The organism is Paraburkholderia sp. Tr-20389, assembly GCF_017104565.1.
In the GTDB taxonomy this organism is placed as follows: Bacteria; Pseudomonadota; Gammaproteobacteria; order Burkholderiales; family Burkholderiaceae; genus Paraburkholderia.
The window spans coordinates 225,996-242,062 of the sequence record NZ_JAAGPD010000002.1; the positions used below are offsets into that span (position 1 = coordinate 225,996).

The window sequence follows — 16,067 nt, forward strand, 5'->3', positions numbered from 1 at the left end:
GCCCGCATCACGGGCCGCTTGCACATGTCGACTGTCACGTGCCGCACGCGTGAATCAGAAACTGCTGTAACGCCGTAGCCGGGCCGCTCAACTGCACGCCCTTCTGCCAGATCATGCCCGCATCCATCTGCGGCACGGTATCGAGCACGGGCCGAGCTTCGATCCGATTGCCTTCGAGCGACCACGGCCGAAACACCATATCCGACAGCACGGTCACGCCGAAGCCGTGCGCCACCAGCCCGCGCAGCGCTTCCATCGAACTGGTGCGAAACGCGATGTTCGGCGCGATTCCCTTCTTCTTCCAATAGCGCAGCGTCGACTGCTCGCCCTCGTCCACTGTGATCAGGATGTACGGATGCGCGGCGATGTCCTTGAGCGACGGCGCGTCCACTTGCGCGAGAGGATGCGATGGCGCGACCCACAACTGCCGTCGCGAGCGAATCAGCACCTGGCTGCCGAACCGGTTGAGCTTTTCAATGTTCGACAGCAACACCACGCCGATATCGACGTCGCCGCCGAGCACCGCGCGCTCGATATCCACGCGTTCCATGTCGCGCAGGTCGAATTCGATGAACGGATACGTCGCGCGAAAACGCGCCAGCAACTCGGGCAGGAAATAGCCGAGCACCGTATAGGAAGCGGCGATGCGCACGGTTCCACGCATATCGTGCGAACGAAACGGCGGTTTGTGCACGGCGTCGCGCGCGGCATCCAGCACGCGGCGCGCGTGGTTGTAGAAATCCTGGCCGTCCGGCGTCAGCACGACGCCCTGCGGCAGGCGCTCGAAGAGCCGCGTGCCGAGGCCGTTTTCCAGCGCCAGCACGGCGTTGGTGATCGCCGATTGCGATACGTGCTCGTTGGCGGCCGCCATCGAAAACTGGCCGGTTTGCGCTGCCGCCGCGAAGTAGCGCAACTGCCGGAGTGTGAGATCGAATGCCATCTGATTTTCGAATACCAGAATTGTCTATTTGTGATTTTACGATACCAATTCGGCTTCCTATACTCGGCTGAAAAATCACGATTCCCCCGGAGACAGCCCTGCCATGAATGCGCCCGATCGAGCCGTTACGTCTGAACTATCCGATCTATCGAACGTCACGCTGGACGACAAATACACGCTGGAAAAAGGCCGTGTGTACATCAGCGGCACGCAGGCGCTGGTGCGTCTCCCCATGCTGCAGAAGGCGCGCGATCTCAAGGCAGGCCTGAACACGGCGGGCTTCATTTCGGGCTATCGCGGCTCGCCGCTCGGTGCGCTCGATCAGTCGCTCTGGAAAGCGAAGAAGCATCTGCAGGCCAACGACATCGTCTTCCAGCCCGGCGTCAACGAAGATCTGGCCGCGACGGCCGTCTGGGGCACGCAGCAGATCAACCTGTGGCCGGGCGCGACGCGCGACGGCGTGTTCGGCATGTGGTACGGCAAGGGCCCCGGCGTCGATCGTACGGGTGACGTGTTCAAGCACGCGAACTCCGCAGGCAGCGATGCGCGCGGCGGCGTGCTCGTGCTGGCAGGCGACGACCACGCGGCGAAGTCGTCGTCGGTGGCGCATCAATCGGAACATGCGTTCATCGCGGCGGGCATTCCCGTGCTCTATCCGGCGAACGTGCAGGAGTATCTGGACTACGGCCTGCACGGCTGGGCGATGAGCCGCTACTCCGGCCTGTGGGTCGCGATGAAGTGCGTGACGGACGTGATCGAATCCACGGCATCGATCGATCTCGATCCGGATCGTGTCGAAATCGTCACACCCACTGACTATGCGATGCCCGCGGGCGGCCTGAATATCCGCTGGCCCGACGCGCCGCTCGCACAAGAAGCGCGGCTGCTCGACGAAAAGTGGTACGCGGCGCTCGCGTATATCCGCGCGAACAAGCTGAACCGCGTCGTGATCGATTCCGACAAGCCGCGCTTCGGCATCATCACGGCGGGCAAGGCGTATCTCGACGTGCGTCAGGCGCTCAGCGATCTCGGCCTCGACGACGACACCTGCGCGAAGATCGGCTTGCGCGTGCTCAAGGTGGGCTGCGTGTGGCCGCTCGATGCGCAGGATGCGCGCGCCTTCGCGACGGGTCTTGAAGAGATCCTCGTCGTCGAAGAGAAACGCCAGATTCTCGAATACGCGCTCAAGGAAGAGTTGTACAACTGGCGCGAAGATGTGCGCCCGAAGATCTACGGCAAGTTCGACGAGCGCGACAATGAAGGCGGCGAATGGTCGGTGCCGCGCGGCGACTGGCTGCTGCCCGCGCATTACGAGCTGTCGCCCGCGCTGATCGCGAAGGCGATCGCGCGCCGCCTAGCGCGTGCGGACCTGCCTGAAGACGTGCGCGCGCGCATGCTCGCGCGCGTCGCGATCATCGAAGCGAAAGAGCGCGAAGCCGCGAAACCGCGCGTGGCCGTCGAACGCAAGCCGTGGTTCTGCTCGGGCTGTCCGCACAACACATCGACGAGGGTGCCGGAAGGCTCGCGCGCGCTCGCGGGCATCGGTTGCCATTACATGTCGATGTGGATGGACCGCAAGACGGAGACCTTCAGCCAGATGGGCGGCGAAGGCGTCGCGTGGATCGGCCAGATGCACTTCTCCGGCGACAAGCATGTATTCGTGAATCTCGGCGACGGCACCTACTTCCACTCGGGTCTGCTCGCGATTCGCGCGGCCATCGCGGCAAACGCGAACATCACATACAAGGTTCTATACAACGATGCCGTCGCGATGACGGGCGGTCAGCCCGTCGACGGCGTGCTGACCGTGCCGCAGATCGCGCATCAGGTGCATGCGGAGGGCGCGAAGCGCATCGTCATCGTCACCGACGAGCCGCAGAAGTATCACTCGGGCATCGCTCTGCCTGCCGGCGTCGACGTGCATCACCGCGACCAGCTGGATGTCGTGCAACGCACGCTGCGCGACGTGCCGGGCACGACTGTGCTGATCTACGATCAGACGTGCGCAACCGAAAAGCGCCGCCGTCGCAAGCGCGGCACGTATCCCGATCCCGCACGCCGCGCGTTCATCAACGACGCCGTGTGCGAAGGCTGCGGCGATTGCTCGGTGCAATCGAACTGCCTGTCGGTCGAGCCGCTCGATACGCCGCTCGGCACGAAGCGCAAGATCAATCAGTCGTCGTGCAACAAGGACTTTTCGTGCGTGAACGGCTTCTGCCCGAGCTTCGTCACGGCGGAAGGCGCGCAGCTTCGCAAACCCAAGGCGGCCGGTGGCGACAAGAGCGCAGGCGCGGGCAAGATCGACTTCGACGCGCTGCCGGTGCCGTCGCTGCCAGCACTCGCGAAGCCGTATGGGATTCTCGTGACGGGCGTCGGCGGAACGGGCGTCGTGACGATCGGCGGTCTGATCGGCATGGCTGCGCACATCGAACGCAAGGGTGTCACCGTGCTCGACATGGCGGGCCTCGCGCAAAAGGGCGGCGCCGTTTTGAGCCACGTGCAGCTAGCGTCCGCACCCGAAGCGTTGCACGCGACACGCATCGCCACGGGCGAAGCACGGCTCGTGATCGGCTGCGACGCGATCGTGTCGGCATCGAACGACGTGCTGTCGCGCACCCAGCACGGCGTGACCTGCGCCGCGATCAACAGCGGCGCGACGCCGACAGCCGAGTTCGTGAAGAACCCGAAGTGGACTTTCCCCGGCACGCAGACGGAAGCGGAACTGCGTGACAGCATCGGCGATGGATGCGCGTTCGTCGATGCCAACGCGCTCGCGCTGACGCTGCTCGGCGACACGATCTACAGCAATCCGCTGCTGCTCGGTTATGCGTGGCAGAAGGGCTGGCTGCCGCTACAGTTGTCGAGCCTGCTGCGCGCAATCGAACTCAATGGCGTCGCGGTCGAGAGGAATCAGCAGGCGTTCAACTGGGGACGTTATATCGCGCAACATGGCGACGCCGCCGTTCGCGCACTCGTCAAGCCGGCTGCCGCGCCGCAGGCGATCGTCATGCAGATGCCCGAGTCGCTCGACAAGCTGATTGCCGCACGTGAAGCGCTGTTGACGGCTTACCAGAGCGAAGCGTATGCGCAGAAGTATCGGCGGGTGATCGACGGGATCCGCGCGAAGGAAGTGGAATTCGGCGGCGATTCGAAACTGCCGCTGACGCGCGCAATCGCGACGAATCTCGCGAAGCTGATGGCCTACAAGGATGAATACGAAGTCGCCCGCCTTTACGCCGATCCTGCCTATCTGGAGAAGCTGCGTCAGCAGTTCGAAGGCGAGCCGGGCCGCGACTACAAGCTGAGCTTCTATCTGGCGCCGCCGTTGTTCGCGAAGCGCGATGAACACGGGCATCTGCAGAAGAAGCGCTTCGGTCCCTGGATGCTGCCCGCCTTCCGCGTCCTCGCGCGGATGAAAGGACTGCGCGGCACGGCACTAGACGTGTTCGGCAAAACAGCCGAGCGGCGTGGTGAGCGGCAATTGATCGCGGACTACATCGCACTCGTCGAAGAGTTTTGCGCGACGCTCACGTCCGACCGCCTTGCCGTGGCGCTGCAACTGGCCAGCCTGCCCGACGATATTCGCGGCTTCGGTCATGTGAAGGAACGCAATCTCCAGGCAGCGGCGAAAAAGAAGGAGCGCCTGCTCGCCGACTATCGGACGCCGGAGCGATTGACGGCTAGCGCGTAAGATGGGTTGAATGACCGGAGCGTGCTGCTGTCGGCAGCCGCCCCGGTTTTTTTGCGTCCGGGCGAGTCAGACTCATCAGGAGAGGCAGCATGTTCCCGTTCATCCAGCGAAGCCTGGAGGCACGTGATGCCATCGCGCGATTGGGACTGATCGGGTTATTCGCGTGCGCGTTCGCCGGTTGTTCGACGCCGAGCCAGCCACACATGACAAGCCATGCGGAGTCGCCGTCGTGCAGTGTGCCAGGCCATTTCTGCGAGACGTTCTTCGGCCCGTGAGAAGTAGGCCGTTCGCGCAAACCGAGGGGACAAAAAGAAAAGCCCACCAAGCTGGTGGGCCGAATCCATATCAAGAGGAGACATGGAGGAGACAGTTCTAAGTATAAACCCCTATCTCAATAATGCAAGCGCGATGTGTCGCAACAGCAACATCCGCCCTCTTCCGATCCCCGCCAAACCTGCCGACGCCCAGCCTGCGGGGTTCGCGGCGTCTTTCGCTCCTTGTTGTATCCGGGCAACGTCTGTCGATCAGGGCACGCCGAGCACGCGTCGCATTCCGCTACCGTGGTCTGAATCCGATCCATGCTCCCGCGTTTTCAATCACTTGCGGCCCATCGATTGGACGCATCCTTCCGTTCGATGCATACACTGTCGAACGAAGTTCATTGGCGAGCTGTTGACCGAAGCAGTCGGACCCCTTGCCGGCATAACAGGCATATACCTGAACTGGCATTCCCTCACGATATTTCGGGTTGTTCCTGATGCGGCCTGCCATCTCCTGAGCACCGACGGGCCGCCCACTCCCCTCTTGTAGAGCGGGATAGTCACAATAGCCGTGACCTGCAACGGAAAAGATATTTGGATCGTTAGGAATACGGCCAGCAACATCGCTGTTGACTCCCGGAGCGTGAATGTTGATATCCACGCCCTGCAGCCCCAGCGGATCGATCCATGCCGTCGGATTGGGCGCATAGCGATACGGGTTGACACCGCCCATCAAGCCGATAGGATCCTGCGTCACGAAGCGCCCCGTATCGGGATCGTAGTAACGGTGCTGGTTGTAGTGAAGCCCCGTCGCGGTATCGAGGTACTGCCCCTGGAAGCGCAGCGGCTGATGCACGCCCTCGTTACAGCGCGCATCGAGCGTGTTGCCCCACGCGCTGTAGCGGGCGCGCCACTTCACACGGCCATCGGCGCCCGTCAGGTCGAGCGGCATGCCGATCTGGTCCCTGTGGTAGTAGAGGATGGTCGCTGCACGGCCCGCGCCGTGGTCGCGGGTTGCATGCGACTCGATCTGCGCGATCGGCACGAAGCTGTTGTGCTCATACACATAGTCGAAGCTGCGGTCGCCGTGCAGCTCGCGCAGCAGGCGATTGGATTCCCACAGGAACAGTGTCGCGCCGCTCGCGTCCTTCATGCACACGCGCCGGCCCAGTGCGTCGTAGCCGTACTCCACGCGCTGCACATCGTCGCCGCTGATAATGTCCGCCCCGACGATCTCGTGCGCCAGCGAGTAGTCCAGACGCACGCGTTGGCCCGCCCCGTTCGCCTTCTCCACGACATTGCCATGCGCATCGTGCGCATAGTGCATGTGCGCGAACTGCGTGACGCGATTGTCCATGACCTCGGCAGCATCCGCCTTGCCCAACAGGTTATGCGCCGGATCGAACGCAAACGTCTCGCTGCCGGCCTGCACCATCTGACCGAGCGCATCGTAGCGGTACCGGCGCACACCACCATCCGAATCATGTGCTTCAAGCACATTGCCCGCCGCATCGTAGCCGTAGGTACGCGCGATGACGGACACGGCCGCTTCCGTTTCCGTCGGCGCGATGAGCGAGCGCTGCGCCACGAAGCGGCCTGCGCGGTCATACCGGTAGAAGCTGACGAGCGCCCCCTGGGTGCGGCTCACCTCACGGTGCAGCGCGTCGCGCTCGAAGTCGCAGACCAGTTCGCCGTCGACATTGATCTGGTGCACACGGCCGGGACCATAGAACAGGTAGTTGATCCGGCGTCCATCGGGCAGCGTGGTGCAGACATGATTGCCCAGCGCGTCATGATCGTAGGTCAGCTTCATGGCCTGGCCGTCGACATGGCAGGTCTCGCCGACCAGTTGACCGAGCGCGTCATGGCTGCGCTCGATGCGGCAGCAGTCGTTGGTGGCGGCAACCAGTCGTCCGACAGCGTCGTACCGGCACGCGCTGCGTTCGGTACGGCCATCGCCGGCACGGGTGATCGTCGTCCCGGTCACGCGTCCTGCGCTGTCCCGCTCATAGGTGGTGCGCAAGGTGTCCGGGTGAGCTTCGTCCGGTACGGCGTCGGGGGCGTGCGTACCCAGTTCGATCTTCTCCTGCGTCAGCCCCGCCGCGTCGTGGCGATAACGAATCAGACGCCCATCGAAGCCCTGCTCTTCGACCAGCCGCCCGTTGGCATCATAGGTAAAGCGGTACTGCGCGCCGTTCTCATTGACCAGCAGCCGCAGGCGCCGCGCCGCGTCATACGCATAGCCCAGCCGATACCCCAGCGCATCGATGCGCGCCGCAGGCAACCCGTCCGGGGCAAGCTCCCAACGCGTTCTCGCGCCCAACGCGTCGACATGTTCAATCAGCCGTCCATGAAGGTCATAAGTGAACTGCTCGCTGCCCGCGCCGTCACGCTCGGTCCTCAGCAGGCGTCCGCGCCGATCGTGGGTGTAACGCTTCGTCTCGCCCGCAGCATTGGTCTCCGACTGCAGATGCCCCCAGTCGTCGCGCTCGTAGCGGGTCGTCTGTCCGGAGCAGTCCGTATGGCCGACGACCTGTCCGCAATGGTCGTATTCGAACTGCTGGGGCCTGCCGTGCGCGTCGGTGATGCGAACGAGGCAACCCGACCCGTCGTAGGCGTATGAAGTCGCATGCCCCAGCGCGTCCGTTCTGCGGCTCAGGTTGCCCGTGGCGTCGTATTCGAAACGCGTGGTCGCACCCGTCGCATCGGTGATCTGTGTGGGCCGCAACCACTGCGGGTGATACAGGATCTCGGTGCGAGCGCCGGCGGCGTCGGTAAGCGAGGTCATGTTGCCGTGTGCATCGTACGTGGCAAGGCGGCTGCGTCCGGCCGGATCCGTCACCCTGACGGGGTTGCCCCGCCCGTCCACGTCCGTGCGCGTGATGTTGCCCGCGGCATCGATGCGGCCCACTACGACCTGCTGGTCATTGAACAGGTAGCACTCCGTCCGGCCCAGCGGATTGGTCAGCTCCGTCCTGCCCGCCAGATAGCGGAACTGCCAGCTCTGCCCGAGGTTGTTCTCCATGCGCAGCACCTTCCCCTGCGGGCCGTACCCGTCATATTCGTAGCGCGCAACGAGTGCACCGGGCTGGCTGTGTTCGATCAGGATGTGATTGTTGTAGCGGTATTCGCGCACGGCCTGGCCGTCGGCATCGCGCACGCGCGTCAGATCGCCCTCAGACGAGTATTCGTATGAGACCAGCGCCCGTGTCTCCAGCATTACGCGATGCAGCCGCTGCACGCTGTTGCCGTTGCTCAACCGCATCGAGGTGAACTGCAGTTGCAGCACACGGCCGACTGCATCATGGATCATCGCCGGGAGGCCGTCATCGTCGTACACCAGCCGCATGCAATTGCCATGACGGTCGACGATGCCGACAAGCAGCAGCGCGGCAGCGCGATCATCCCCGCCGACGTCAGGCGATGCCAGGACATACTGTGTGCTGCCGTCAGTGGACGTGAATCGATAGCGCACCTTCGTTTCGCGGCATACGTCGAAGCCGATGCTGCCCATGCGCCTGCGCTCGCCCTGACCCAGGGTCGGCAGTCGCGTCTCGTGCCCCTGATGATCGACCAGCCACACCGCATCGCCCACGCGCTCGAGATGCAGCGAGAACGGCAAGGACCAGCCCTGACCGAGCCAGCCGTTGCCCATCTGGTCCGAGAAATAGCTGCGCTGCCAGTGCAGAGGCAGTCGGGCAGGCAGGCTGAAGTCCAGATCTTCGTCTCCACTCAGGAACTTGACGCCCGTCACCGGATTGACCGGATGGCCCACGCCCTTGCTATCCTTGCAAGCCGATTTCTTGTCCTGAACCACCTTGCCGCCGTCTTCTTCCTTGTCCTTGCCCGGCTGCTTTTCGTCCTGCTTTTCGTCCTGCTTTTGTTCCTGCTTTTCGTCCTGCTTCTCCGCCTGTTTTCCCTCCTGCTTCCCTGTCTGCTTTTCGCCCTGTTTCTCCATCTGTTTCCCGACGACCTGCTCCCCGGCCTTTGTCGCCTCTTCACCGGTCACCTTCACGCCCGTCGTTTCTGCCAGCTTGCCGACATCCTCCGCCACCTTCACCGAAGACGAGACCTCTCCGCCGCCGGGCACCAGGTCCATCACCACGCTCACGAGCGCCTGTGTCGCCCCTGCAACATTGCCCTCGGCAAGATAGACGCCCGCATTGATTGCGTTGAACAAGGAACCGATCACCGGTATGTTGCCGAACATCTCCATGATCTCGTGGAAATGCTCGCGCCAGTCCGGATCGGTGGCCTTCAGGTTCACGCCCTTGTGCAGACCGTACTCGCCGATCGGCGCATTCTGGATCATCGGACCGATGGCGGGATTGCCCAGCGTATTGCCTGGCGGCGTGCCTGAACCCGAGCCTGCGTTCGCGTTGCTACCCGCGTTGCTGTTCGTGTCGCTCCCCGGAGTCGAACTCTGGTCAGCCCAGTTCTGAACACGCTCTGGGGTCCACTTGGTACGCGGCATGACTCGGATTCCTCTTGGTTTTTTGAAGACGGGTTGTTCTATGCCGGCGGCAGGCCCGCGGGTGGTCCACTGTCCGGCAGACCGGGGACGGATAACGAGCCAGGGCACCGGAAGGTCGTCAGAAGATTGCTCGTCAACGGATTGGCCACACTGGCCGCGCTTGCTATATCCAGTACCGCCTTGCGTCCATCGAAGCTGAAGACGACGCGCGTACGGCCCGCTGAAGCCGTCTGGACCACCTCGCCTTTGCGAATCAGATGCAGGAGGGCCCACGGTCCGTCCGCAGCGATGGTGGACGTGTCGAGCCGGATACGCGGGTTCGCCGTGATCTCGGCGTGAACCCCGCCACGCGGCCCGGGCCAACCGACATTGAAGGTGGTAACCGGGCCATGCTGATACTGCATGGTCTGACCATCGATATCGACGGACAGGCTCGTGATGGTCGGATCGAGTTCAGGGACACGAATCCCCGCTTTCCAGGCAAGCTGTTTGCCCTGGTCGTCGAAGAAGACGTCGCGGATCGCCTTTGCGTGCTCGAACGGTTCAAGATCGGGGCCTTGCACGGGATCGGCGGCCCCCGCCAGCGCGCGATAACGCCAGGGTCTGGAAGCCGTATCGACAAACGGCGCGAGAGTCTGCGTAAAGAACGAGTCGATCAGGCCACCCTTCGCGAAGACTCGCGTGAAGTCGTCGATGCTGACTTCACGCGTGCTGCCCGGGGAAAAAGGAAAGTTGCCTTCCACAGCGAGGCGGCATGTCTCACCCACGCCGGTCTGCATCTGATGCGACAGAAACTGCCCGACCCCGCGATGAACTTCGCGCGAGCCCTCCACCGAAAGCCCCAGCAAAACCTGCTGGAAAGGATCGGGCAAGGTGTCGGCGAGAACTTTCAGTTTTGTCGCGATATCGCTCGCGGGCGGCAGGCTGTTGTTGTTGATCGCATTGTCGTAGATCGTCAGCGTGGTGTAGTAATCGCCCAGCATGCTGACGATTCCATCGAGGCTGGATTTCACGTTGACCGCGGCGTCGTTGGGATGCTCTGAAGCAACGTCCGCATTGCCCGTCACGATCTGACGCAGCGCGCTGAAGTGGCGATCGACGATTTCCTTTTCGACGTGTTCTTCCGTGCGGCTGCCGAACGTGCTCTGGGCTTTCTGGCTGAGTTTGCCGGCCGTCTGGGCGAGAAGGGAGCCGTCGCCGCCCGGCGGCCGCGTGAGTGTGGTTTCGCGCACGGCGGCGCGTGCGAGATGCGTGAGCGGCGAGTCGGGTGCGGCGAGCTGACGTAAGACCAGCAGGTTGAACGACAGACTGGACCCCGTTACAGCTCGGATATCGACGAGCAGCGCATCCCACTGCTGCACGTACTCGGTCAGGTAGAGACGGCGAATCGCCGCGGCGACAGGATCGTCGACATCCATGAGGGAATCGGCAAATTCAGCCGTTTTTTTTTCTGCCTCGCTGTTGTAGAAGCGTCCCATCACCCACGCATCTTCGTTGCGAGCCGACCGGGCGAAGTCTCGCAAGCGCTTGTCGAACACGTTGTGATAGCCGTCGTAGGTGAACAGTCCTGGTACGCCGCGAGACAGCGGTGTGCCGCTCGCACGCGTGAACACAGCGCCCGCTTGCGGACCGATCACGCGCAGGACCGTGAAGTCATCCGGCGCTTCATTTTGCATTGCCGATTTCGCGCGGTCGTAGAGACGCTGGATCGTGTTGGTCGAATCGAGAAAAGTGCGGGCGTCCTGAATCAGCGCATCGTTGCGTGGCAGCGGCGACTGCACGACGCGTTCGCCCGAGAACAGTTGGCCGACATGTTCGACCATCGATGCCTGGTACCCGAACATGGATGCGCTGTCGGTCTTCGACCAGTCGTCGATCACCCACGCCTTCACGTCTTCGGCTTTGAACTTCGCCTTGTCGTACAACATCAGATAAACGCGTAGCGCTTCGTAGGTGCGTTGAGCGTCTTTGTTCGCGATCGACTGCGAAATGACGTCTTCCATGCGATGAACGATGCGCGGCAGCAGGAGATTATCGTCGAGCGCCAGGTACGTGCGATGAGCGGCATCGACGACGCCCGGGGCTGCGTACAGGCCATAGCGGTAGCTGCCGTCCGGATCGGAGAGGTCGAGGCCGCTCAGGGCCGGCAGGTAGCGCGCGTCGCTCAGCATGCCGGGCAATGCGTCGGGTTTGGGATCGCGATAGTAATGCCCGACCTGCGCCGCCAGAGTCTGGGTCTTGCGGTGGATCGAATCGAGATACGCGCTGTTATTGCCGAAACTGACATACATGCCGGCGATCAGCCATACGAACAACACGGCAGCAAGCATGTGGCCCAACAGACGCAGTGCGCGAAAGCGATATTGCCAGCGCAGGTTCGGCGTCACGAGATGCGCTTCCGGAAAAACAACCTTCGTGAAGAGATCGCGCAGAAAATAGGCGGAGCTGGCCTCGGGCTGCAGCGGATACGCGGCGAGCTTCGTACCGAGTCCGGTCGCGAGGCGTTGCACGATGGTGAGCGGCTCGGCGATGACGGTGGCGCCGCCCTGCGTCGCGCTGGTGAAATAGACGCCCCGTGGCGACGCGTGCGACTGGGTATCGTCGTAGCGCGAATCGAGGAAGATCTGTGAAACGAGGTCGGTCAACGGCGCGACGAGCGCGGAGAAGGCGTCGGGGAGCGCCGCAAGGCGGCGGCGCCTGTTGCTGTCGTACTCGTCTTCGAGTCGCGTATTGACGTTGCTGGCGAGGCTCGCGGCCAACTGGCGAAGTTCTTCGCCGCAGCGCAAGGACAAGCCCGCTGGCGCGGGGCCTTCCGCGAACGGCAGCGTGAAACCCCATATCTGCGCGTGATCTTCGTCGGTGAGCGATCGGAAATAGTCAGCAAAGCCGGTCAGACGGTCCGTCTGTGTGATCAACAGATAGACCGGAAAACGTATGCCGAGTACAGCGCGCAGGTCGGCGAGCCGGGTGCGCAATGCCGAGGCTTCGGTCGCCCGCACGGCCGGGTCGGTCGCCGTGAGAACGTCGATCTTGATCGACAAGACGGCGCCGTTGATAGGCGTGCGCGGACGATGCCGGCGCAGCAACGCCAGAAAGCCGCTCCATTCGGCCGCGTTGATGCGCTCGCTTTCGTCGCCTGCAGTGACGTCGTAGCCGGTGTCCAGTGGGCCTTCGTCATGGCGCGTGTAATGACCTGCCGTGTCGATCAGAACGGCCTCGTTGGACAGCAGGAAGTCGACGTTCTTCGTGCGAACGCGGGAACCCACTGCGCGCTGAGTCCCCGTATCGACGGGAAACGGCAGGCCGGCGTTCAGCAGCGCGCTGGTTTTCCCCGACGTACTCGAACCGAGCGCGATGTACCACGGAATTTCATAAAGGTAGCGGCCGCCCTGGAGAAGGCGGCTCATGCCGCGCGCACCCGTGCGCATCGCTTTAAGCCGCGTGAGCGCATCGTCGAAGCGCGCCTCGACGTCCTTCAGTCGATCCGCAGCGGGCGACGCTTCCTTGGGTGTTCCGAACGCCAGCGCTTTCTTCAGGAATGCTTCGTCTTCCCGCATCTTTCGCCAGAGCCACCACAGCCCCCAGACGGCGAAACAGGCGGCAACCAACGCAACGGCCGCGACCCGCGCAGCGACGGATGCAAATGGCTCGATGTGCCCGATGCTCAGCAAGGGCGCGGCGTACCAGATCAAAAGGCAGAGCAGGATGCCGAACACGATGCTGACAGGCAGTCCCCTGAGCCACAGCAGCATGCCCGCAAGCAGCAGCACGATCACGATTACCCGCATGGCCATGCCGGACAGCGGTCGCAGCCCGCCGAACGCCACGAACGGGCCGAGAAACCAGATCAGCAATCCAAGGACGACGACAACGAGTAGTGCGAGAAACCAGCGCGATATGAGAAACGACAACCTCTTCATCCAGCAATCCTTACGGGCGCAGCGGTAATCAGGCGAGTCACGCCGGTCAGGGCGTGACGTTTATTTCGACGCGGCGGTTCTTCGCACGCCCTTGCAGCGTGGCGTTGTCGCCGATTGGCTCGGACTGGCCCTTGCCGATCGCTTCGAGCCGGGCAGCTGCAACGCCGTCTTCCCGCAGCATCTGCTTGACCTGGGTGGAACGGGCGAGGGACAGCGCGTCGTTGGACGGGAACTGGCGGCTCCTGATCGGAACGTTGTCGGTATAGCCGGTAACCGTGACTTTGCCCGGTGTCTTGGCCACCTCATTGGCGACCTTTCTGATGATGGGCACCATCGACGCATTCACTTCGAACCCGCCCGGCGCGAACATCGAGTCGCCCCGGAACGTGACGGCGCTATGGTGCGAGTCTTCGTCGACGTTCACCGTACCTGCCGCGATTTCATTTCTGAGCAACTCCTTGAGATGCGGCAACCGCGGAGCCAGAGGCGGTGTCTGGCTGCCGATCTCGATGATCTGGTTTTCGATGACCGCGCCGCGATCGAGCAACTGATACTTGAACCATGCGAACAGCGCGGCAAGGATCACGCCCAGCACGACGAACGTGATCCACACCGGGAAGTCGTAAAACGACAACCGCTTCTTCCCGACGTCCGAACCTGCATGAGGCGACAGGGCAAACGCGGCAATGCCGCGCTGCGAGCGGATTTCTGCATGAAGCCGTTGCCGGATGGCGTCATGCTTGCGCGCGCCATCGGCCTCATGCCGGTAGCGTCCCATGAAGCCCAGACTCAAGATCCGGTAGATGACTTCGATGAGATCGAGATGCTCATGCGGATGGCTCATCAGACGGCCGATCAGCAGATAGATCTTGTCGCCACCGTGGCGATCTTCGTGAAATTCGGTCGCGAGGCCTCGGGAAATCCATTCAACGCCCGTTTCGCGTTGTCCCCAGGGGGTTTGCATCGCAGCTTCGTCGAGCGCCGTGCACAAGCAATAGCGAGCCCCGAACATATGCTCACGACGTACATTCGCCTGTTCGCACAGACGCTGGAAATTCCGCATCTCTTCTTCGAGCAGCCTGTGAAGCGCGTTGATCTCCGTCGTATCGAGCGTGTCCGGCATTTCGGCGAGCGCCCGCAGCAGCGGCCGTGCAGCCTCGAGGAGCGGGTTGCGCGCTTCCTGCACGGCGTGCAGACGCGTCGCGTGCTGCTCGCCGGATGGAATGTTCCGCGCGGAATCGCCAGTGCGGTAATCGGTATAAGTCGCTTTGATCGCCGCCGGCGTCATCACGGCCGGCCCGGCCATGGGGTTGTCACGCCACCCCGGTGACAGGGACGCATCTGCCTGATTCATACTTGCTCTACCTATGCTCGTGCCACGCGAAGCTTGACCCTGCGCATGGCGCTTCTTGTCGTGAAGCCTTGCTGAACACGCTTAACCGCGTACGCCCCACAACTGCAGTTGCAGGGAAGGAAACTCACCGGCAACGTGCAGTGCGATCCCGCCATGCTTCTCGACCAGTTCCCATAGCGGGCCGTTACGCAGAATTTCAAAGTACACGTAGCCCGAGTTGAACGGAATCTGTCTCGGCGCGACGGGCATCGCCTGTATGGGAATGCCGGGCAAATGGGCGCGCACGAGATCGGGCAGGCGCTCCGACGGAGCGACCTTGGCCTGGGTGGCAAACTGATGAGCCAGCGCATCGGGCGGCATCTGGGCGGATACAGCCAGAACGAGCGCGGTGAAGCTGCGCATTTCGGCGGGATCGACGACGGCGTTGCGCATGCCATAGCTTGCGTCGTGAAGCGCAATACTCTGCGCCGAGCGGACGAGTACCGCGTTGAGCAGCCACTGCGTATCTTCCACGAGCGGTTTGAGGCACAGGTATGGCTCTTCATGCTGGTACGGCGGATGCGTGGCGAGCGGCCTGCGCGTCGAGGGACGCACGTAGGTCGACAACTCGCCCGCCATGCTCGTCAGCAACGCATAGAGTTCGGCTGGAGAAGTCGTCGGGATACGCCGCAGATGCTGCAGCAGAGGCTCGTAGCGATTGAGCGTTTGCAGGAGCAGATAGTCCGAGACCTCGGCGACGGAACCGGGCTGGCCGTCATCGCCCGTCAAACGCTGGGCGAGCCGGTCGGCACGCATGCGGGTGAGATCGTGAATGTCGCCGAGCCAGCTCGCGAGCAGCTTGCTGGCCCCAAAGCCGCTGACGGGCGGCACGAGTGTTTCGTCGAGTTCGATACTGCCGTCGGCGCGCAGTGTTTTCACGCGTGTCAGTGGCAGACCGATCCATGCGTCGGCCAATTCCTTGCGGGGCAGCAACCGCAGCCGCAGGCGGGACAGTTGCACGGCCTGGAATCCGTGGCCGACGGAGTTCGCGTCGCGCACGTCGGCGTCGAATACGGCATAGCGGGCGAGCGACTCGGTCGGATTGTCGAAGGTGGTTTCCTCGCCATTAGGTACGCGTATCGGCACGGCGAGGTAAATGACCTGTTCCAGGTGCTCCTGACGGATCGTGAGCGGCGCAGGCGGCGGTGTGCTGCCAGGCATATCGAAGGGCGTGCCGTCTCCGAACACTCCGCTCGCCGACTTGACGAGCACCTTGCCCAGCGCCAGCGCTTCCGTGTCGATCTCGCAATGGGAAAAGCCGAAGAAGAACGGCGACAGCGGCGTTGCGCGCTTGTTCACGAAATGCTCGAGATAGCGCTCCTGCTGCTGGAACAATTGAGGACGAAGGAAGAGTCCTTCGCTCCAGGTAACCTTGTTATACCAACTCAT

Annotated in this window: 7 protein-coding genes; 2 read left to right on the plus strand and 5 right to left on the minus strand. The window is 62.9% G+C overall.

The window, feature by feature from the left end:
• Positions 1–34: 34 nt before the first annotated feature.
• A complete protein-coding gene (locus G3N95_RS05395) occupies positions 35–940 on the minus strand; it encodes a LysR family transcriptional regulator (protein WP_205968953.1) in 906 nt (301 codons plus the stop codon).
• A 103-nt stretch (positions 941–1,043) separates the two neighbouring features.
• Between G3N95_RS05395 and G3N95_RS05400 the strand changes: the two genes are divergently transcribed.
• Together G3N95_RS05400 and G3N95_RS05405 are read left to right on the plus strand one after the other, a co-directional pair.
• Positions 1,044–4,631, plus strand: a complete 3,588-nt coding sequence (locus G3N95_RS05400; protein ID WP_205968954.1) for an indolepyruvate ferredoxin oxidoreductase family protein — start codon at positions 1,044–1,046, stop codon at positions 4,629–4,631.
• Between the two features lie 89 nt (positions 4,632–4,720).
• Entirely contained in the window at positions 4,721–4,906 is a 186-nt protein-coding gene (locus G3N95_RS05405; RefSeq protein ID WP_205968955.1) for a hypothetical protein, read from the plus strand.
• Positions 4,907–5,186: 280 nt separating this feature from the next.
• Here the strand turns inward: G3N95_RS05405 and G3N95_RS05410 are convergent, their stop codons facing one another.
• From G3N95_RS05410 to tssK, 4 genes are all read right to left on the minus strand, one after another.
• Positions 5,187–9,473: an RHS repeat-associated core domain-containing protein gene (locus tag G3N95_RS05410; protein WP_205968956.1), complete on the minus strand. Its 4,287-nt coding sequence runs from the start codon at positions 9,471–9,473 to the stop codon at positions 5,187–5,189.
• Entirely contained in the window at positions 9,404–13,285 is a 3,882-nt protein-coding gene (gene tssM / locus G3N95_RS05415) for a type VI secretion system membrane subunit TssM (RefSeq protein ID WP_205968957.1), read from the minus strand. The genes G3N95_RS05410 and tssM overlap by 70 nt, the downstream gene beginning before the upstream one ends.
• 46 nt (positions 13,286–13,331) lie before the next feature.
• Complete coding sequence (gene tssL, locus G3N95_RS05420) at positions 13,332–14,573, minus strand: type VI secretion system protein TssL, long form (protein ID WP_241018275.1); 1,242 nt, start codon at positions 14,571–14,573, stop codon at positions 13,332–13,334.
• A 147-nt stretch (positions 14,574–14,720) separates the two neighbouring features.
• Positions 14,721–16,067, minus strand: coding sequence for a type VI secretion system baseplate subunit TssK (gene tssK, locus G3N95_RS05425; protein ID WP_205968959.1), 1,347 nt, complete (start codon positions 16,065–16,067; stop codon positions 14,721–14,723).